The organism is Streptomyces sp. NPDC006208, assembly GCF_040613775.1.
In the GTDB taxonomy this organism is placed as follows: domain Bacteria; phylum Actinomycetota; class Actinomycetes; order Streptomycetales; family Streptomycetaceae; genus Streptomyces.
In genome coordinates this window covers 1-18,366 of the sequence record NZ_JBEXSW010000022.1, presented here as the reverse complement: position 1 = coordinate 18,366, position 18,366 = coordinate 1, and the positions used below count along the sequence as shown (strand labels likewise).

General features: G+C 71.2%; 16 protein-coding genes. 4 read left to right on the top strand and 12 right to left on the bottom strand.

Features of this window, described 5'->3' with window-relative positions:
• Positions 1 to 39: 39 nt before the first annotated feature.
• Complete coding sequence (locus tag ABZ208_RS19335; RefSeq protein WP_356910669.1) at positions 40 to 999, bottom strand: helix-turn-helix domain-containing protein; 960 nt, start codon at positions 997 to 999, stop codon at positions 40 to 42.
• Positions 1,000 to 1,111: 112 nt separating this feature from the next.
• On the opposite strand from ABZ208_RS19335, the gene ABZ208_RS19330 reads away from it, so the two are divergent.
• The gene (locus ABZ208_RS19330; RefSeq protein ID WP_356910668.1) at positions 1,112 to 1,408 is read left to right on the top strand and encodes an antibiotic biosynthesis monooxygenase; all 297 of its coding nucleotides are present in this window, start codon (positions 1,112 to 1,114) and stop codon (positions 1,406 to 1,408) included.
• Between the two features lie 81 nt (positions 1,409 to 1,489).
• Here the strand turns inward: ABZ208_RS19330 and ABZ208_RS19325 are convergent, their stop codons facing one another.
• The 8 genes from ABZ208_RS19325 to ABZ208_RS19290 all read right to left on the bottom strand — a co-directional run bounded on the left by ABZ208_RS19325 (position 1,490) and on the right by ABZ208_RS19290 (position 12,490).
• Positions 1,490 to 3,331: a hypothetical protein gene (locus ABZ208_RS19325; protein WP_356910667.1), complete on the bottom strand. Its 1,842-nt coding sequence runs from the start codon at positions 3,329 to 3,331 to the stop codon at positions 1,490 to 1,492.
• Positions 3,332 to 3,421: 90 nt separating this feature from the next.
• Positions 3,422 to 3,571 (bottom strand): hypothetical protein, encoded by a 150-nt coding sequence (locus ABZ208_RS19320; protein ID WP_356910666.1) that lies wholly within the window; start codon positions 3,569 to 3,571, stop codon positions 3,422 to 3,424.
• A 133-nt stretch (positions 3,572 to 3,704) separates the two neighbouring features.
• A complete protein-coding gene (locus ABZ208_RS19315) occupies positions 3,705 to 4,037 on the bottom strand; it encodes a hypothetical protein (protein ID WP_356910665.1) in 333 nt (110 codons plus the stop codon).
• 111 nt (positions 4,038 to 4,148) lie between these two features.
• The gene (gene atzF, locus ABZ208_RS19310; protein WP_356910664.1) at positions 4,149 to 5,792 is read right to left on the bottom strand and encodes an allophanate hydrolase; all 1,644 of its coding nucleotides are present in this window, start codon (positions 5,790 to 5,792) and stop codon (positions 4,149 to 4,151) included.
• A gap of 30 nt (positions 5,793 to 5,822) precedes the next feature.
• Positions 5,823 to 9,323: a 5-oxoprolinase/urea amidolyase family protein gene (locus ABZ208_RS19305; protein WP_356910663.1), complete on the bottom strand. Its 3,501-nt coding sequence runs from the start codon at positions 9,321 to 9,323 to the stop codon at positions 5,823 to 5,825.
• Positions 9,320 to 9,916: an urea amidolyase associated protein UAAP2 gene (locus ABZ208_RS19300; protein ID WP_356910662.1), complete on the bottom strand. Its 597-nt coding sequence runs from the start codon at positions 9,914 to 9,916 to the stop codon at positions 9,320 to 9,322. Before ABZ208_RS19300 ends, ABZ208_RS19305 begins: the two co-directional genes overlap by 4 nt.
• Positions 9,913 to 10,737, bottom strand: a complete 825-nt coding sequence (locus tag ABZ208_RS19295) for an urea amidolyase associated protein UAAP1 (protein WP_356910660.1) — start codon at positions 10,735 to 10,737, stop codon at positions 9,913 to 9,915. The genes ABZ208_RS19300 and ABZ208_RS19295 overlap by 4 nt, the downstream gene beginning before the upstream one ends.
• A 214-nt stretch (positions 10,738 to 10,951) precedes the next feature.
• Positions 10,952 to 12,490, bottom strand: coding sequence for an amino acid permease (locus ABZ208_RS19290; RefSeq protein ID WP_356910659.1), 1,539 nt, complete (start codon positions 12,488 to 12,490; stop codon positions 10,952 to 10,954).
• 201 nt (positions 12,491 to 12,691) lie between these two features.
• Between ABZ208_RS19290 and ABZ208_RS19285 the strand changes: the two genes are divergently transcribed.
• Positions 12,692 to 14,173 (top strand): glutamate--cysteine ligase, encoded by a 1,482-nt coding sequence (locus ABZ208_RS19285; RefSeq protein WP_356910658.1) that lies wholly within the window; start codon positions 12,692 to 12,694, stop codon positions 14,171 to 14,173.
• A gap of 19 nt (positions 14,174 to 14,192) precedes the next feature.
• On the opposite strand, the gene ABZ208_RS19280 is transcribed toward ABZ208_RS19285, so the two are convergent.
• From ABZ208_RS19280 to ABZ208_RS19270, 3 genes are all read right to left on the bottom strand, one after another.
• Positions 14,193 to 16,034: a glycoside hydrolase family 15 protein gene (locus ABZ208_RS19280; RefSeq protein ID WP_356910657.1), complete on the bottom strand. Its 1,842-nt coding sequence runs from the start codon at positions 16,032 to 16,034 to the stop codon at positions 14,193 to 14,195.
• A gap of 156 nt (positions 16,035 to 16,190) precedes the next feature.
• Positions 16,191 to 16,658: a hypothetical protein gene (locus ABZ208_RS19275; RefSeq protein ID WP_356910656.1), complete on the bottom strand. Its 468-nt coding sequence runs from the start codon at positions 16,656 to 16,658 to the stop codon at positions 16,191 to 16,193.
• Positions 16,659 to 16,760: 102 nt separating this feature from the next.
• Complete coding sequence (locus tag ABZ208_RS19270) at positions 16,761 to 16,997, bottom strand: hypothetical protein (RefSeq protein ID WP_356910655.1); 237 nt, start codon at positions 16,995 to 16,997, stop codon at positions 16,761 to 16,763.
• Between the two features lie 558 nt (positions 16,998 to 17,555).
• Here ABZ208_RS19270 and ABZ208_RS19265 point away from each other — a divergent pair.
• Positions 17,556 to 18,011: an RNA polymerase sigma factor gene (locus ABZ208_RS19265; RefSeq protein ID WP_356910771.1), complete on the top strand. Its 456-nt coding sequence runs from the start codon at positions 17,556 to 17,558 to the stop codon at positions 18,009 to 18,011.
• On the top strand, positions 18,008 to 18,277 hold the full coding sequence (locus ABZ208_RS19260) for a hypothetical protein (protein ID WP_356910654.1): 270 nt from the start codon (positions 18,008 to 18,010) through the stop codon (positions 18,275 to 18,277). Before ABZ208_RS19265 ends, ABZ208_RS19260 begins: the two co-directional genes overlap by 4 nt.
• The last annotated feature ends 89 nt before the right edge of the window (positions 18,278 to 18,366 follow it).

Genomic DNA, 18,366 nt, shown 5'->3' with positions numbered 1-18,366 from the left:
GCCCAGAGACTTTCACCGTGCGCCGGTCCTGCCTGCGGTTCAGCGTCCGCGCAGCGACCCGGCCGTGTTGCCCGTCCGCTCGCGCAGCAGGATCCGCAGGGTGTTGGCGTGCTCGTAGCCGACCTTGCGGGCGATGGACTCCAGCGACAGGTCCGTCGTGCGCAGCAGGTGCGAGGCCTGCTCGACGCGCAGATCCTGTACGAAGCGCAGCGGTGAGGTGCCGAGCACCCGGCGGACCGTCCGCTGGAGGGTGCGTTCGCTCACCCCCAGGGACCGGGCCGCTTCGGCCATCCCGATCGGCCCGTCGAGATGCAGCCGCACCCATCGTTCGAACGCGGCGACGAGCGGATCGTTCTGGGCCAGGGCGCTCGGGATGGTGTACGCCGACTGCGAGGGCCGTTCGTCGACGACGAGGTATCGGGCGATCAGATCCGCAAGGGCGGGGCTGGTCATCCGGACGACGGCGAGTGCGAGATCGACGTGCCCGAAGGCGGCGCCGGCCGTCGTCACCCCGTCCGATGTCGTCACCATCCGCGTCTCGTCGAGCGTGACCGACGGAAAACGTTTTCGGAACAGCGGCGCGAGCCACCAGGTGGTGGTCGCCTCCCGCCCGTCCAGGATCCCGGACTCGGCCAGGACGAAGGTGCCGGTGCAGGCCGAGGCGACGGGTGCACCGCGTTCGCGGGTGGCGGCCACGAGGTCGCGTACGGGCGCGAGCGCGGGACCGGCGATCTGCTCGAGGAGCGTGTCGGGCCGCCTCTCGGCGAGCGCCGGGACGAGCAGCAGATCAGCGTGCGCGGCGGCGCTCACCGGTTCGGCCGTCACGAGGTGGCCCGCGCCGGTGCGGACCCGGCGGCGGGCGCCGACCGTCGTCACCTGCCAGACGGGCGGCGGATGGGGCAGCTCGCCGCGCATCCCGTTGGCCGCGTCCAGCACGTCCAGCAGCGCCGAGAGCCCGGAGTCGAACACACCGTCGTACACCACCAGCGCGACATCCATGGCGGAAATGGTATCCGACACGTCGTTTACGACACTGGGTCGGTACGGATCGGCGGCCTACGTTGATGCTGTCCCCGAATCCGGGTGCACCGCACAGCCAAGGAGCAACCTCATGAACATCGGACTGCTGGCGCGCATCGAGGCCAAGCCGGAGTACGCCGACCAGGTGCAGGGCCTGCTGCAGAGTGCCTTGCAGCTCGCCCGCGAGGAGGAGCACACCGTGACCTGGTTCGCGTTCCGGGAGAGCGAGACCACCTTCGGCGTCTTCGACACGTTCGAGAACGAGGAGGGGCGGACGGGCCATCTGCAGGGCCGGATCGCCGCGGCCCTGATGGAGGCGGCGCCGACGATGCTGGCGTCACCGCCGGACATCCGCCCCGTCGACCTCCTCGCGGTCAAGCTGCCCTGACCGCACGGGCCCGCGGAATCCACCCACCGACCCCAACCACCAACGGCCCCCCGCCCAGACGAGCCACGGGGCCGTGAACCTTCAGGCACGCGACCGCTCCGGCCAGGTGAACCCCAGTGCCTGAGCGGCCTCGCGGCTCCCGCCGGCAAGGGTCGCGTACGTCGTCGGGTTCACCTCGGCCAGCCGCCGCAACGCGGCCTCGGCCCGTTCCTCGGGCGGCGTGCCGCCGTCGGGCAGGGTCCAGACGAACTGGACCCACGCATTCCCGGTGTCCTGCGCCGGGGGGCTGGGGTACGTGAACGACAGCTCGACCTGCTCGGGCTCGGCGTAGTGGGTGCCGATCCAGCCCGGTGCACAGCGCCACCGGCCGAGCAGACCGGGCTCGGCGCGCAGGCGCTCACCCAGTAACCGCGCCACGGTGCGGGCCGGCCACTCCCAGGTGTGATCGCTCTCGGCGCGGCTGATCTCCTCGTCGTACTCGGCCGCGTCGAAGCGGAGTTCGCCCGGCAACGGGAGTTCGGCAGCGGACCGCGAAGCGTTCGGACGGCGCCAGTTGCGCCATACGACGGTGTCGCCTTCGCGGCTGATGGTGACGTACAGGGCACCGCAGCATCCCTCGGTGCACCATGCCTCCGCGAGCTGCACGTCCGTGGGCTCCTCGGACGCCCGGAGCAGCCCGCGGCCGAGCAGGTACTCGGGAGTCTGCGCCTGCCCGCTGTCGAATGCCTGGGCGATCACAGGTGTGCCGTCCACGAGAAGGCGGGTCTCCACCTGTCCAGGGCCCGCCGGATCCGGCACGGTGACCTGCACCGCCAGCCGGTTGAACGCCCGGCGTTCGGCAGGGGCGAAGGAGTACGTCGCGCCGGTCGCATGCAGGATCCACGCGGCCCGCCGTCGCTCGGCGATGTCGGCGGACGGTTCGGCCGCTGTGACCTGGCCGGTCCACTCCGGGTGGGACAGCACCGACCTGAGGGCGACGGCGATCCGTTCCCGCTCGCCCGGTTCCCAGTCCAGCAGGGCGCTCCGGCCGCTGTGGAGGTCGAGGAGGAGGGACAGCAGGAGGGCGTAATGATCGAGCGAGGGCGGGAGTTCACCGAGCCGGCGTACGAGGGCCGCATACGCGGGCATCGCGTCCGTGTACTGCCCGATCGCGGACCGGTAGTCGTTCGGGTCGGTCATGACGGCCAGCAGCCGGGCGGCCTGGGCCAGCGTGGCTGCGTCGAGGGGCTGTTGGTCCAGCACTTCGGCGAGTCGGGTGCTTTCGGCGATACTGCGCGCCTGGGAGGCGGGGGTGGTTCGGCGGTCGAGCGGTTCGGCCAGGAGCCACCTGCGGGACGCTGGGTCGCCGCGGGTGCAGAGCGCTTCGATCAGTTTGCGCCGTCGCCGTGGGTGGGAGCGCTCCGCGAGCCAGCTGAGGTCGCCCGTGGCACAGTCGACGGCCACCAGCGCGTCGGCTGCCGGGCCCGTGCAGCAGGCCAGCAGTCCGACGGTCCGGATCAACTCCGCGTCCCGTGGGAGGCCGTGACGGCCCAGCAGCGCGAGCCCGACCCAGACGGTGCGGCGGTCCACCGCGTGGCGTACGAGGTGTCTGCCCAGTGAGCGGCACCACTCGCCGTCCGGGAGCGGCACCGCCTCCAGCGACCGTGACACCTCGCGTGCGGAGAGGTCCAGACCCAGGACGCGGGTGTGCAGTTCCTGGGCGGTGCGCTCGATGTCCCCACCGCCGAGGCAGGTCAGAGCGTCCTGCAACCCTGCGCTGCGTTCGGTGACGGAACCCGACCTGCCGGGCTGGGCCGACTGGTCGGGGAGCGGCCTGCCACCGTCGGGCAGCGGTTCGTCGGGCGCCTGGCGATGCAGGCGCAGTGCGTGGTCGTACAGCGATGTCCGGGGGGCGAGCGCCTTGCGCTCGTCGCTCACGCTCACCGGCGGGTGAAGGTCTCGATTCTCTTCGTCATGCGACGCATCCTGCCATCACCCGCCGGAGCCGGACCACCGGATTTCCACGGGGCCGTGTCAGCGGCGTCGCCCGCGCAGGCGGTCGAGGGCCTGACGGGCCTGCGCCCGCCTTCTCGGGTCGGCGGCGGCCCGACGGGCCGAGTCGATCGCCCGCCGGCCCTGCGGCGTGCGGATCACGTGCTTGATGCGTGCGAGCAGTCCGGGCACTGTGCCTCCTTGGGTGCGGAAACTCGGACGGCGTACCGTCCCCTTCCCGACTGCGCCTACCCCACAAGTCGGTTGTGATGGGTGCCGGTGAGGGGGCAGGCCGGGTGCGCCCGGCCGGCCCCCTTCCCGCGCCTCATTGCACGCTGGTGATCCAGCGCTGGACCGTCGCGTTGGTCCTGTCGTCCAGGGCGCACAGGGCTTCGATGGCCGCGAGGTCGCCGGGGCGGGGGGCGATGCCCGCGGTGGTCAGGGCGGCGTGGAGATCGAGCCGCCGCCGGTCCGCGGGTTCCAGCGTCACCTGCACCCGCTGTCCGGGTTCCGGGGCGGGCAGGAAGAAGTCGTCGGCCCCACGGTCCCCGGCTGCTTCGTCGAACGGGTCGCAGGCGTCGGCGCCGGGGAAACGGTACGGGTCGATCGTCGATCCCGTCGTCGGCATCACGTGAGTGGAGAGCTGCCAGGCAGTCACACGTTCCTCCTCAGTAGTGGTCTCGCTGAGCGATAGGAAGCGTGCGCGGCCTCCTTCAGTTGCACCGCGAGCAACACACCACCCGAATGCCCCCTATGCCATCTCGTCACATCAGCTGTTCCGGTACGCGCGCCAGCCGCCGTGGTGACTGATGTCCTCGGCGTCCTGGACCGCGCCCGGTTCGCACAGGAAGCCCGGCGCCGTGGTGCCGTCCGCGAGTTCGACACGGCCGATCGCCATCGGGCGGGGCAGCGCGGCGGTCAGGATGCCGAGTCCCTGGACGGGCAGTTCCCAGACCTCGGCCGCGACGGCGGTGCCGCCCTCACCGGTGTGGACGAGTCCGGGCTTCGGCGGATCGGTGCGCAGGGCGAACAGCCGGTAGACGGATGCGGTGGAGGTCCGGGACAGCAAGCGTCCCCCGAGGGCGAGGAGTTCGTGGTTGAGGGGCTGACCGGTCAGGTGGGCTCCGACGACGGCGATCCGGGCGGGCGGGGTGAGGTGGGCGGCGATCCGGGCGAGGCGGTCGTCCGTGCCGGCCGGGCCGGTCAGCATGACCCCGAAGGGGTGGCCGTCCTCGAGGACACCTGCGGGAATGGCGACCGCCGCGAGGTCGAAGAGGTTGGTGGAGTTGGTGAACCTGCCGAGCCGTGCGTTCACCCCGATCGGGTCCGCGGCGACGTCGGCGAGCGTCGGATGACCGGGCGTGGTGGGCAGGAGCAGTGCATCCGCATCCTCGGCGGCGAAGCCGGCCATGGCGCGGGTGCGCAGCTCCGCGAGGCGGGCCTGGTCGGCGAAGAGCCGGTGCGCGGGGATGTCGCGGGCACCCCGGATGATGGAGGCGACAGTGGGGTCGAGGTCGGGGGTCTCCTTGTCGACGAAGGCACCCACCGCGGTGTAGCGCTCGGCGACGAACGCGCCCTCGTACAGCATGGCCGCGGCCTCGGTGAACGGGGTGAGGTCGACGGGGACGAGCTGGGCCCCGGCTGCGGCGAGTCGCGCCGCCGCGGCCTCGAAGGCCTCCGCCCAGCCGTCGTCCATCTCTCCCAACTGCGCGTTCGTGGGCACGGCGATACGCCATGGGCCGGGCGAGCGGTGCGGGGCGCGGCGGCCGGGCGGGGACGCGACGAGGGCGAGCGCGAGTTCGGCCTCGGGGAGGGTGCGGGCGAAGACACTGACGCAGTCCAGGCTCGCGCAGGCGGGGACGACACCATCGGTGGGCACGAGCCCGCGGCTTGGCTTGAGTCCCACGATGTTGTTGAACGCGGCGGGTACGCGCCCGGAGCCGGCGGTGTCGGTGCCGAGGGCGAGGTCGGCGATGGCCAGGGCCACCGCGACCGCGGATCCCGAGCTCGACCCGCCGGCGACGCGGGCCGGGTCGAGCACACTGGGCACGGCTCCGTAGGGCGAACGGGTGCCGACGAGACCTGTGGCGAACTGGTCCATGTTGGTGCTGCCGAGCACGATGGCACCCGCTGCCTTGAGGCGGGCAACTGCCGTGGCGTCCGCGGCCGGCCGGTATCCGTAGGAGGGGCAGCCGGCCGTGGTCGGGACGCCGGCGATGTCGATGTTGGCCTTCACGGCGAGGGTCCGCCCGGCGAGCGGCAGTTGCTCACCGGCGGCCAGGCGGCGGTCGACGGCCCGGGCGTCCTCCTCGGCTTCGGCGAGGGGACGGAGGGTGATCCAGACGTCCGGTCTGCGGACGTGCGCGATACGGGCGTAGGCATCACGCACCCGGTCGAGCGCGGTGGCAGGCATGGCAGGAGCTCCTTGAAGGGTCAGCGGGTGTCATTCGGGGGACGGTGCGAGGACGAGCAGAGGCGTACCCGCTTCGACCTGGGAGCCGGGGGCGACCAGCAGCCTGCTGATCAGGCCCGCGGAGGGTGCGTGCACCCGGGATTCCATCTTCATGGCCTCCAGGGTGAGCAGGGGCTGGCCCGCCGCCACCTCGGTGCCGGGCTCGACATGCAGCTGCCAGACCGAGGCCGCGAATTCCGCCTCCACCAGCCGGGCACCGTCGGGCAGTTCAACGGCGGGCTCGGCGACAGGTGACGGGGCGTGGGCCTCGTCACGGTCGAACTCGCCGGCCGCCTCCCACGCGTCGCGTTCGGCGGAGAAGGCGGCTGCCTGTCGGGCGCGGAATGCCGCGATGGACGGTGCGTTGTCGGCGAGAAAGCGCTGGTGGTCCGCGAGCGAGAAAGTGCCGTCCTCGATCTGCGGCGTGAAGCGTCCCGCCGCCATGTCCGCACGCAGCTCCAGGAGTTCGTCCGCCTCCACCGGATACCACCTGATCCGGTCGAAGAAGTTCAGCAGCCACGGGCGTTCCTGCCAGCGGGACCACACCTGGGTGGTGCGCCCGACGAACTGGTATCCGCCGGGGCCCTCCATGCCGTAGATGCACAGGTAGGCGCCGCCGATGCCCACGGAGTTCTCCGCGGTCCAGGTCCGGGCCGGGTTGTACTTCGTCGTCACCAGCCGGTGGCGCGGGTCCAGGGGGGTTGCGACGGGTGCGCCCAGGTAGACGTCGCCGAGGCCCAGGACGAGATACTCGGCTTCGAAGACCGTGCGGTACACGTCGTCGGCCGTGTCGAGTCCGTTGATCCTGCGGATGAACTCGATGTTCCACGGGCACCAAGGAGCGTCGTCGCGTACGCCCGCCATGTAGCGGGCGATCGCCTCGCGGGTGGCCGGGTCGTCCCAGGACAGCGGCAGATGAACGGTCCTGGAGGGGACCACGAGGCCGTCGGTGGGGCCGAGTCCGGACTCCAGGCCTACCAGCGTGGGCAGCAGCGCTTCCTGGGACAAGGCGTCCGGATCGATCCGGATCTGGAGCGAGCGGATGCCCGGGGTCAGATCCCGCACCCCTGGCAGGTTCGCTGCCGCCACCGCCTCGGCCAGCGCGTGCACGCGCATCCGCAGGGCCAGGTCCAGATTCATCTCCCCGAACTCGACGAGTACGTTGTCGTCCCCGCTGCGTCGGTAGGTGACCGACTCGCCGCGCGCCAGGATCCCGCCGTCGACGACGGCGGGGCGCGCCCGTCCTGCGGTGGTGACGGGAACGAACCGGACCGTGTCGCCGGGGCGCAGCTGTCCGAGCTTCCAGCGTTCGCCCGTCACGACGGTCGCGGGGCAGACGAACCCTCCGAGCGAGGGGCCGTCCGGCCCGAGCAGCACCGGCATGTCACCCGTGTAGTCGACGGCGCCCACCGAGTAGGGCGTGTCGTGGATGTTGGACGGGTGCAGCCCGGCCTCGCCGCCGTCGGTCCGTGCCCACCGGGGCTTCGGCCCGATCAGCCGCACGCCCGTACGTGCGGAGTTGAAGTGGACCTTCCACTGGGCGCCGTAGAACTCGTGGATGTCCTCCTCGGTGAAGAACTCCGGTGCCGCGTGCGGTCCTTCGGCGGCGCCGATGTGCCATTCCCCGCCGATGCGGGGCCGGTCGTCGGGGGGCACGGCGGTCGCTGCCGCCGAGGTCGTACCGCCGTGCAGCACATCGCCCGTGCGCAGCGGGCGGCCGCCGTGTCCGCCGAATCGGCCCAGGGTGAAGGTGGCGGTGCTGCCCAGGAAGTCCGGGACGTCGAGGCCGCCGCCGGCCAGCAGAAGGTAGGTCCGCAGGCCCGGCCCGTCCGGGGCGCCGATCCGCAGGCAGGATCCGGCCGGGACGGTGACCGGCTCCCACTGGGCAGCGGGTGCACCGTCCACGGTCACCGGCGCCGGTGCGCCGGTGACGCACACGGTCGTCGCGTGGGTGAACCGCAGCGCCGGGCCCTCGAGTGTGCACTCCAGTCCGGGTGCGCCCGCGTCGTTGCCGAGCGCCAGGTTGCCCAGGCGGAAGGACAGGTCGTCCATCGGCCCGGACGGCGGCACGCCCACGCTCCAGTAGCCCGTGCGTCCCGGCCAGTCCTGGACGGTGGTCAGCGTGCCGGGCGCCATGACCTCGATACGCGGCGTGGGGTCGCTGACCGTCGCGAGGCTCGCGGTCGTGTGGGTCGCGGCCTGGACCGAGGTGTCGGCGAGTGCCGCGCGGACGAGTCCGAGATTGGTCTCGATGCCGTCGACACGGGTGGCGGCCAGTGCCGCGTCCAGGCGCCGCAGCGCGTCGGCGCGATCGGTTCCGTACGCCACGACCTTGGCCAGCAGGGGGTCGTACGCCGTCGTCACCTCCGTACCCGTCTCGATCCAGGTGTCGACCCGGACGTCCGCGGGGAAGTCCACCCGGGTCAGCAGGCCGGCGCCGGGGCGGTGGTCACGGGACGGGTCCTCGGCGTACACGCGGGCCTCGACGGCGTGGCCGCGGGGCGTGCCCGGCTCTCGTACGACGCCGGTGTCGCCCTGCGCGAGGCGGAGCATCCACTCGACGAGGTCGACCCCGTAGATCGCCTCGGTCACCGGGTGTTCCACCTGGAGGCGGGTGTTGACCTCGAGGAAGTACGCCTCGTCACGTGCCGCGTCGTACACGAACTCCACTGTCCCTGCCGACCGGTAGCCGACGCTCCCGCAGAGGCTCCGGGCCGATGCGGCCAGTTGTTCCCGCAGGGCGCGGGGCAGGCCGGGTGCGGGTGCCTCCTCCACCACTTTCTGGTTCCGGCGCTGCAGCGAGCAGTCGCGGTCGCCGAAGGTGATCACCCGCCCTTCGCCGTCGCCGAAGACCTGCACCTCGACATGGCGGGCGCGTTCGACGAGACGCTCCAGGAACACGCCCGCCGAGGAGAAGGAGGCGGCTGCGACGCGTTGCACGCGCTCCCAGGCGTCGGCCAGTTCCGCGCGGTCGTGCACCGCGCGCATGCCGATCCCGCCGCCGCCGCCGGTGGCCTTCAGCATGACCGGGTAGCCGATTTCGTCGGCTGCCGCCAGTGCGGCGTCGAGGCCGGGCAGCAGGCCGCTGCCGGGGGCGAGGGGGACGCCGGCGGCCTCGGCGGCGGCGCGCGCGGTGTGTTTGGCGCCGAAGAGGTCGAGCTGGGCGGCGCTCGGGCCGACGAAGACGATGCCTGCCGCCTCGCAGCGGCGTGCGAAGTCCGCATCCTCGGAGAGGAATCCGTAGCCGGGATGGATGGCGCCCGCGCCCGTGTCCTTCGCCGCCCTGAGGACGAGATCGGCGTCGAGGTAGGACTCCTTGGCCGGCGCAGGGCCCAGTCGTACGGCCTCGTCGGCGAGCCTGACGTGGGGCGCCGAGCGGTCGGGGTCCGAGAAGACCGCGACGGTGCGCAGCCCGAGGCGCCGGGCCGTGCGGATGATGCGGACCGCGATCTCGCCGCGGTTGGCGACGAGCAGGGTGTCGAAGGCGGTCATGCGACGGCCCTGCCGATCGTCATCTCGACGGCGGTCGGCTCGAAGCCGTTGCAGGGGTTGTTGATCTGGGGGCAGTTGGAGACGAGGACGAGCACGTCCCGCTCGGCGCGCAGGGTGACACGCAGGCCGGGCGCGGAGATGCCGTCGACGATGCCGAGGGTGCCGTCCTTCTCGACCGGTACGTTCATGAACCAGTTGACGTTGGAGACGAGATCGCGTTTACCCAGGCCGTGTCGTGCGCCTTCGGTGAGGAAGTTGTCGACGCAGGCATGCTGCGACCATGTGTGGTGGCCGTAGCGCAGGGTGTTCGACTCCTTGGAGCAGGCGCCGCCGACGGTGTCGTGGCGTCCGCAGGTGTCCTCGGTGACGGTCATCAAGGGCGTGTGCTCGTTGGACATCAGCACGCTGCCGGTGGTCAGAAAGATGTTCCCCTGGGCCTGGAGGGTGTCGGGGGCGCTGTAACGCACTGCGGTGTCGTGCACGTCGTAAACCAGGAAGTCGACTGCCTGGTTGCCGTGCAGGTCGGTGATGGTGAGCTGCTCGCCGGCGCGGACGACGGCGCTCCAGGCGGCGCGGGCGGGTACGACGGTCATGATTGTCCCTTCGCGGCGAGGAATTCGCGGGTGTTGAGGTGGGCGCGGCGGCCCTCGGGGGTTGCGTCGTACAGCGGATCGCCGGGGTCGGTGGGGGCAGCGCGCCAGGCGAGCACCTCGAGCGGGGTGCTGATGTACTCGGGGCGCGGATCGAGCGGATGCGGGACGTTGGCGATCAGCACGGTGACGTCCTGCTCCGCGCGCAGTGTGATCGAGGCGCCCGGGCCCGCAGGTCCCGTGAAGTCGAGGGTGCCGTCGTCGCGGACCTCCACGCCCTGGAAGAAGGAGACGGACGGCGGCAGGTCGCGCGACTCCAGGCCGTTCTTCAGGGCAGCGAGGGTCAGCAGCTCGCGGCCGGCCGGAGAGGCGGAGCACGCGGCACCGTCGCCGTAGCGCCGCGTGTTGCGTACGAGGGTGGAGGTGCCGCACAGGGCGTCGTGCCGGCCCGAGGTGTCCGTGACGAGGGTGGCGAGCACCCGGCCCTGGTCCGACAGGAGCTGCTGTCCGGCCCGCAGATACGCGTTCCACTGGACCTTCACGGTGTCGGCGGCGTTGAGGCGCTCCCAGGGGCGGCCGTCGGCGTGGAGCAGCACATGGGCGCAGGCGTCGCCCTTGAGGTCGGTGAGCCGCAGCTCGGTGCCCCGGGCAAGGACGCGGTGGGTGTAGCCGCCGCCCGCCACGGTCTCCGCCCACACCAGGTGCCCGGCTTCGCAGGGCGGCGCGGGCCAGTCGGTGGCGGGGACCACCGGCATGGCCTCGGTCTTCGTGCCGTCCTGGGCCCGGGCGTGGTCGCGGGCCCCGTCTGTTGTCGCGGTCGCCATGGCGGCGGACCTCCTCCGGCTCGGCATTCAGCATTTCTGTCGCATGACAGAAATTAGGAGGAGCCCGCGTCCGCCGGATTGCCCTCCGATTGCCGCTCCGTTACGTGGTGCTCACGGCCCGCCGCGTCACGGAGCACAGCCGCACGCCCCTGGCCCTCCCGTCCGCGCGACGGGAGGGCCAGGGGCGTGTCGTTGCCCTGGCGCTCGGCAGCCCTCAGGCTCCCCGGCGGCTCCGCAAGGCGCGTACGAGCGCGCCGAGGGCGAGTGCGCCCGCGAGGAACAGAACGGTGAACCACTGGAAGTACCAGTGACCGCCGGACGGGTCGTACACCGCCTGCCGGGGCCAGGCCAGGTTGACCGTCATGAGCAGGCCGTACGCGAGCGCCACCGCGTTGACCGGCAGGCCCCACCGCCCCAGCGAGAACAGCGGCCGGCCCGTCTCGTCCTTCTCGTCCGGACCGGGCTCGCCCCACTGTCCGCGCAGCCGTCGCACGAGCATCGGGCCCGTGACCATCGCATAGGCCAGGTAGACCATCGCGATGCAGGTGGTGCCGATGGCCAGCAGGGCTTCCGGGGAGAGGAAGTTGAGCAGCAGGAGCAGTGCGGCGAGCACGCCCACCGCGACGGCTGCCGCAGCCGGCATCCCGGTGCGGCGGGGCACCTTGGCGAGCATCGTCGAGCAGGGCATCTGGCGGTCGCGCGCCATGGAGTACAGCATGCGGGTGGCCGATGTCTGGATGGCGAGGGTGGCCGCGCAGACGGCCAGGACGACATCGGCGAGCAGCACCTTGCCGATGCCGTCGCCGAGGGTGCTCGTCAGGACGTACGAGAGGCCTTCCGTGGCGAGCCGTCCGTCGGTGAGGCTCGGCGCCGCGAGCAGACCGCCGAGCAGCAGCAGCCCGCCGCACACTCCGGAGGTGGTGAGCGCGCTGAAGGTCGTACGCGGCGCGGTCCGCCGGGGGTTGACCGTCTCCTCGCTCATCTCGCTCGCGCTCTCGAAGCCGATCAGGACATAGGCGGCCGTGAAGGAGCCGATGAGCAGGGCACCGATCGCGCCGCCCGCCTCTCCGGTGTGCAACGTGATGCCCGGGGTGCGGTCGGAATGGGTGAGGAGCAGGGTCACGATCAGACCGACACCCACGATCTCCGCGGTCACCCCGATGGTGTTGACGACGGTCAGCACCCGGTTGTCGAGCACGTTCACGAGCGTGGTGACGGCGAGCAGCATCAGACCGAGCAGCGCGGCGTTCGCGGCGCCGCTCGCGGATGTCGGCGACGGATCGCCGCCGACCAGCTGGAAGCCTGACCATATGGCGGGCAGCACGGCCTGCAGCGCGAGTGCCGCGGCGCCGACCACGACGATCCTGCCGATCACCATGAGCCAGCCCGCGTACCAGCCGAAGGCCGGGGTGCTGAGCCTGGTCGACCACTGGTAGATCGCGCCGGCGATGGGGTAGCGGGCGGCTAGTTCGGCGAAGCAGGCGGCGACCAGCAGCTGTCCCGCGAGGACGACGGGCCAGGTCCAGAAGAAGGCCGGGCCGCCGAACGAGTAGCCGAGGGCGAAGAACTGGAAGACGGTCGTGAGGACGGAGATGAAGGAGAATCCGGCGGCGAAGGAGGCGTAGCGGCCCATCCGGCGGCGCAGTTCCTGCTGGTACCCGAATCCTGCGAGCTCGGCGGAGTCGGCGGCGTCACCCTCCGGGCCGGTTCCGGCCGGCCCGGGTCGTACGCCGCTGGGAGTGGTGGCGGTCATGGCAGCCCCTGTCACTTATTCCTGTCGTGCGACAGAAATTAGGGACCGGGTGTTTCACCGGTATATCGCCTCCGTGTCCGCCCCGGGCCCAAGTCCTCACGCCCGGCCGTCGCGGCCCGGTCCCGCGGCTCTCGGTGGTCCGGTCCGGCGTTGAGTGGCACGCTGAAGGTGGGCATCTGCCGAGGGGACCCGGGAGGGCCGATGGGACGAGACGTCCCGGCGATGGTGTTCACCCGTGACGACCGGCGCCGGTACCGCAGCAAGATGCAGCACTGCCTCGATGCGTTCGCGCGGATGTTGCGTGAGGAACAGTTCGAGTTCGAACGGCCCCAGGTGGGTCTGGAGATCGAACTGAACCTGGTGGACGCCACCGGGGAGCCCGCGATGCGCAGCACCGAGGTGCTCGACGCGATCGCCGATCCCGCCTGGTCGAGCGAGCTCGGCCGGTTCAATCTGGAGATCAACATCCCGCCGCGCACCCGGCTGACCGCGGGCGGACCCGATTCCTGGGAGCAGGAGATCCGGGACGCGCTGAACCACGCAGAGGAACGGGCGGCGGCCTTGGGGGCGCACCTGATGATGATCGGGATCCTGCCGACGCTGCGGCAGAGCCATGTGAGCGGGGCGGCGCTGTCGGAGAATCCGCGGTACCGGCTGCTGAACGAGCAGGTCTTCGCGGCCCGCGGGGAGGATCTGCGGATCGAGCTGGACGGGGTGGACCGGCTGCGGACGTACGCGGACACGATCACGCCGGAGGCTGCGTGCACCAGCACCCAGTTCCATCTCCAGGTCTCGCCCGACGAGTTCCCGCGCTACTGGAACGCCGCCCAGGCGATCGCGGGCGTGCAGGTGGCGCTGGCGGCGAACTCACCCTTCCTGTTCGGCAACGAGCTGTGGCGCGAGACCCGGATCCCCCTGTTCGAGCAGGCCACCGACACCCGGCCGGAAGAGATCAAGGTGCAGGGTGTGCGGCCCCGGGTGTGGTTCGGCGAGCGGTGGATCACCAGCGTCTTCGATCTCTTCGAGGAGAACGTGCGCTACTTCCCCGCGCTGCTGCCCCTGTGCGAGAAGGAGGACCCGCTGGACAAGCTCGACAGCGGCGGCGTCCCCGATCTGGGCGAGCTCACCCTGCACAACGGCACGATCTACCGCTGGAACCGTCCGGTGTACGCCGTTGCCGGCGGCGAACCGCATCTGCGGGTCGAGAACCGCGTGCTGCCGGCCGGGCCCACGGTGGCCGACACCCTGGCGAACGGCGCCTTCTACTACGGGCTGACGCGCGCCCTCGTCGAAGAGGAGCGGCCGGTGTGGTCGCGGATGTCGTTCTCGGCGGCGGAGGAGAACCTGCACACCGCGGCACGGCACGGGATCGACGCGCGCCTGTACTGGCCGGGCGCGGGTGAGGTGCCGGCCGCCGAACTCGTGCTGCGGCGCCTGCTGCCGCTGGCACACCAGGGGCTCGAGATCTCCGGCATGGACGCCGCCTGGCGGGAACCGCTGCTCGGGATCATCGAGCAGCGGTGTGTCACCGGCCGCAACGGCGCCTTGTGGCAGTCGGAGATGGTCCACCACATCGAGGGTGGCGGGCAGGTCGACCGTCATGAGGCGCTGCGGCGCATGACGCTGCACTACATGGAGTACATGCATCTCAACGCCCCGGCGCACACCTGGCCGGTCGACTGAGCCGGCAACGGCCGCACCGTCAACGGTTCTTTGCCGCCTCCGCCGTGTCGAGTGCGGTGTCGAGCTCCATGGCGGCGGTGATCAGTGCGAGATGTGTGAACGCCTGGGGGAAGTTGCCGAGCTGCTCGCCGGTCGGGCCGATCTCCTCGGCGAACAGACCGACATGGTTGGCGTAGGTGAGCATCTTGTCGAAGGCGTACCGGGCCACGGTGAGCTGTCCGGAGCGTGCGAGGGCAGCGACGTACAGGAAGCTGCACATGGAGAACGTGCCCTCGCTCCCGCGCAGTCCGTCGGGGGACGCACCGGGGTCGTAGCGGTAGACCAGGCTGTCGGAGACCAGTTCCTCCTCCATGGCGTCCAGTGTCGACAGCCAGCGCGGCTCCTTGGGTGACAGAAAGCCGACCATGGGCATCAACAGCAGGGAGGCATCGAGCACTTCGCTGTCGTAGTGCTGGACGAAGGCCCTGCGACGGGTGCTCCAGCCCCGCTCCATGACCTGTTCCAGAATCTGGTCGCGGACGGCGGTCCAGGCGGCCACGGGGGCCGGGCGGGCCAGATCCGTCGCCAGCCGCACACCGCGGTCGAAGGCCACCCAGCACATCAGACGGCTGTACGTGAAGTGCTGCCGGCCGCCGCGGGTCTCCCAGATGCCCTCGTCGGGCTGGTCCCAGCGGGTGGACAGCCAGTCGAGGAACTCGGCGAACTTCCGCCAGCCGTCGTAGCCGACGAACTGCGTGACGTCCCGGGCCTGGGCGAGCGCGTAGACCGCTTCGCCGTAGATGTCGAGCTGCAGCTGATCGGCTGCTCCGTTGCCGAGCCGTACGGGGGCGGAGCCGCGGTAGCCCTCGAGATGCCCGAGAATCTCCTCGGCGAGGTGGGGATCGCCGTCCACGCGGTACATGATCTGCAGGGGTTCTCCGGTGACGGTCCGGTCCCCCGTCAGACGCTCGCCCAGCCAGCGGCGGAAGGCGTTCGCCTCCTCGTCGAGCCCGAGGTCCAGCAGGGCTCTGACCGACAGGGAGGCGTCGCGGATCCAGGTGTAGCGGTAGTCCCAGTTGCGCTCGCCGCCGATCTGTTCCGGAAGCCCCATGGTGACCGCCGCGACGGGAGCACCGGTGGGCGCATAGGTGAGCAGCTTGAGGGTGATGGCCGAGCGGTTGACCATGTGCTGCCAGCGGCCGCGGTAGCGGCTGCGCCGGGTCCAGCCGTGCCAGAAATCGCGGGTCGCCTGGAAGTCGTTCCAGACGCCGGCTTCCGTCGCCGGGGCAGGCTGCTCGTCCCCGTCCGCGTACACGGTCAGCACGATGGCTGCCCTCTGCCCCTGCTTGAGCACCACCGAGCCGTGCACGTCGTCGGCGTCGCGTTCCAGGGTCAGGGTCTCGGCGCCCACGGTCTCCAGCCGGGCCTGGGTACCGGCGGCCGCGAAGTGGGCCTGCCCGGGCTCCAGCCGCAGGCGGTGGGGGGCGCGCCCGTAGTCGAAGCGGGGCCGGCAGGTGAGCGAGAAGCGGACGGTTCCGCGGGTGACCCGCAGCACCCTGACCAGCCGGGTGGGCGCGGACGGGTGGTCGTGCCCGTCGACCGGCATGAAGTCGACGACCTCGCCGACACCGTCGGGGGTGAGGAACCGGGTGACCAGAACAGCCGTGTCGGGGAGATAAAGCTGCCGCACGGTGGTGCCCGGGGCGTCGCAGGTGAGGGCGAAGAGGCCGCCGCGGTCGTGGTCGAGCAGCCCCCCGAACAGGCTCGGCGCGTCGAAGCGCGGTGCGCAGAACCAGTCGACGACACCCTCGGACGACACCAGCGCGGCGGTGCGCATGTTCCCTACGAGACCGTGCTCCGCGATCGGAGGGTAACGGCGCATGCGGTCCCTGCCCCTTCATATGGCCCCCGACGCGTGCTCCCACGGTAGGTCAGGGGCACCGTGCGGGCACGTCGGTGCGGCACGCGGGCGTGCGGTGCCGCCGACACCGACACCGCCGAACGGGCGGTCCGTGGGCGCACTCGCGGGACTGCCGTCTCAGCGGTCGTACGCGTCGCGGCACATGGCCGTGATGCCCGGGTTCGTGAGGCCGTCGGAGGCGTTGCACAGGCCGTGCATGTCGTACGCCTTCGGCCGGGGACGAGGCATGCGCACCACGGGACGCGGACGGTGCGTGCGCGGACGCTGGACCGTGCGCTTCGGCGCCCCGGCGCGCCGCACGGTCGGATCGGGCACGGCGCGGGCAGGCGCCGCCGCGGGGCGGTCACCGGTGTTCTCCGGCTGTGTGTGCCGGCGGGGCTTGATCTCCGGGCCGGTGGTCACCAACTCCTCGCGCGCCGACGGCTGGGCCGGGTACCGCCGTTCGGCGGCTGCGGGTGAGGGGTCGCCGCCCGCCGGAGCCGGGCCGGGCGACACGGGCCGCGGCGCCGGCTCGACCGAGGTGCAGCCCACCGCACCCATGAGCAGGGCGGTGGCGAGGGTGAGGGTCTTGATCGGGAGTCGCATCCGATCACCATCCCGCAGCGCGCCCCGAGTGATCCACTGAGCGCGTCAGGGACCACCGGCACGAGTGACGTCGGGCCGGTGTGCGCCGGGTGAGTCGCGCCGTCAGTCCTCCGATGGCAGCTCGAGTGATCGCAGCTCGAGCACGCCGCAGGGGAGCGCGCGCGGCAGCACCAGCAGGGAGCGGCCGGTGGGCTTGCGCGGGTTCGGGACCGCGCGCCGCTGACTGCGCCAGGCACGTACGAGCGCGTCATAGATCGGCGATTGCGACGGCGCGCAGCTCACGGGTGTCGGCTCCGGGATTTCACCGGCCCTGTCCGCGGCAATTCTCTCGTCTTCCATGGCCGTCCAACGTCGATGATGTCCGTAGAGGTACGTTCCCCAATCACCGGAATGCGCCCGGTTTTCTCTTCTTTTCTTCGACGATGAAAGAAATTGATGCCCAGCACAGCTGGGACGGGGGGCGCACGCCAGCGCGGAATCATCTCTGTTCGGTAACAAAGCGCCCCTTCCGTAGGCATAGTCCACCACTTTGGTCCACCTTGTTCCCCAACCCAGAACGGACACCAGGGAATCAAATAGTCCAACCTGCGAACACCCGCTCGATACGGGACAAGAGCGAGTGACAGCGCCACCGAGAGCCCGCTGACGGAATTCACCCGGATCGGTAAATCCGGCCCCCACCGGAGATCCACGAAAGCGGGGCCGCCGGCTGCAACCCGGCGACCCCCGTTCGACCCACCCCGCAAGCCAGAATTGGGGAAGGCCTTGACAGAAAAGGTTATCCGAAGAATCGCACCTTCATCACTTGGTCCGACGATCGAGCGAGCCCGCGCCGGCGACAGTCAGGCATTCGCCGGCCTGTACAGCTGTTACCACCATGAGGTTTTCCGCTTTGTACTGGTACGGGTCACCGATCGCCATCTGGCCGAGGACATCACAAGCGAAACGTTCCTGCGTGCCTTCGGGGCGATGGCACGCTACGCCCCGACCGGGGCCGATGTCGGCGCCTGGTTCATCACCATCGCCCGCAATCTGATCATCGACCACTTCCGGTCCTCGCGGGTGCGACGGGAAGTGCTCATCGGTGACGCCAGAGCCCAGGACACCGTCACCGCGCCGTCTGCGGAGGATCAGGCCCTGGAGATGATCCGGCACGAGCCGCTGCGGTCCGCGCTGGCCGCCCTGCCGGCCCATCACCGCAAGACGATCCTGCTCCAGTACTGGGCGGGCTGGCCCAATGAGCGCATCGCACGGGAGATGGACGGACGCACCACGGGAGCCGTGAAGGCGTTGCGGCGCCGGGCGTTCCTCCATCTGCGCACCTCGCTGAGGCGGGAGGCCATGGCGAAATGACATGGAGAACAAGGGGAAGGCCCGCCAGGCACCGCCTCGAAACGCCCCTGCTGCCGATCACGGTGCCCCAGCCCTTCCCGGCGCCGGGGGCCGCGCTCGCCCCTGTCGATGCGCACCGTGTCCTGCTGCACTGCGCGCTGGACGTGGCCGGCGTCCCCCTCGACGCGGCGGACCACATCGCCATCACCCACATCGCGGAGCTCGACTTCTCATCCGTGGACCGCGTGATCTCCTGGATCTCACGCGGCCAGTCCGGGTTCGGCTGACCTCAGGGCCAGGGCAGCCAGGGCGTGGAGAACAGGCCGGTACGCGCTGGGCGGGGCCGCTGTCCGGTCGGATCCTCCGACCGGACAGC

What these genes read in the sequence shown, in the direction of transcription:
- ABZ208_RS19335 (WP_356910669.1), bottom strand. Translation starts at nt 999, where the DNA reads ATGGATGTCGCGCTGGTGGTGTACGACGGTGTGTTCGACTCCGGGCTC.
- ABZ208_RS19330 (WP_356910668.1), top strand. Translation starts at nt 1,112, where the DNA reads ATGAACATCGGACTGCTGGCGCGCATCGAGGCCAAGCCGGAGTACGCC.
- atzF (WP_356910664.1), bottom strand. Translation starts at nt 5,792, where the DNA reads ATGCCTGCCACCGCGCTCGACCGGGTGCGTGATGCCTACGCCCGTATC.
- ABZ208_RS19305 (WP_356910663.1), bottom strand. Translation starts at nt 9,323, where the DNA reads ATGACCGCCTTCGACACCCTGCTCGTCGCCAACCGCGGCGAGATCGCG.
- ABZ208_RS19300 (WP_356910662.1), bottom strand. Translation starts at nt 9,916, where the DNA reads ATGACCGTCGTACCCGCCCGCGCCGCCTGGAGCGCCGTCGTCCGCGCC.
- ABZ208_RS19295 (WP_356910660.1), bottom strand. Translation starts at nt 10,737, where the DNA reads ATGGCGACCGCGACAACAGACGGGGCCCGCGACCACGCCCGGGCCCAG.
- ABZ208_RS19290 (WP_356910659.1), bottom strand. Translation starts at nt 12,490, where the DNA reads ATGACCGCCACCACTCCCAGCGGCGTACGACCCGGGCCGGCCGGAACC.
- ABZ208_RS19285 (WP_356910658.1), top strand. Translation starts at nt 12,692, where the DNA reads ATGGGACGAGACGTCCCGGCGATGGTGTTCACCCGTGACGACCGGCGC.
- ABZ208_RS19280 (WP_356910657.1), bottom strand. Translation starts at nt 16,034, where the DNA reads ATGCGCCGTTACCCTCCGATCGCGGAGCACGGTCTCGTAGGGAACATG.
- ABZ208_RS19275 (WP_356910656.1), bottom strand. Translation starts at nt 16,658, where the DNA reads ATGCGACTCCCGATCAAGACCCTCACCCTCGCCACCGCCCTGCTCATG.
- ABZ208_RS19270 (WP_356910655.1), bottom strand. Translation starts at nt 16,997, where the DNA reads ATGGAAGACGAGAGAATTGCCGCGGACAGGGCCGGTGAAATCCCGGAG.
- ABZ208_RS19260 (WP_356910654.1), top strand. Translation starts at nt 18,008, where the DNA reads ATGACATGGAGAACAAGGGGAAGGCCCGCCAGGCACCGCCTCGAAACG.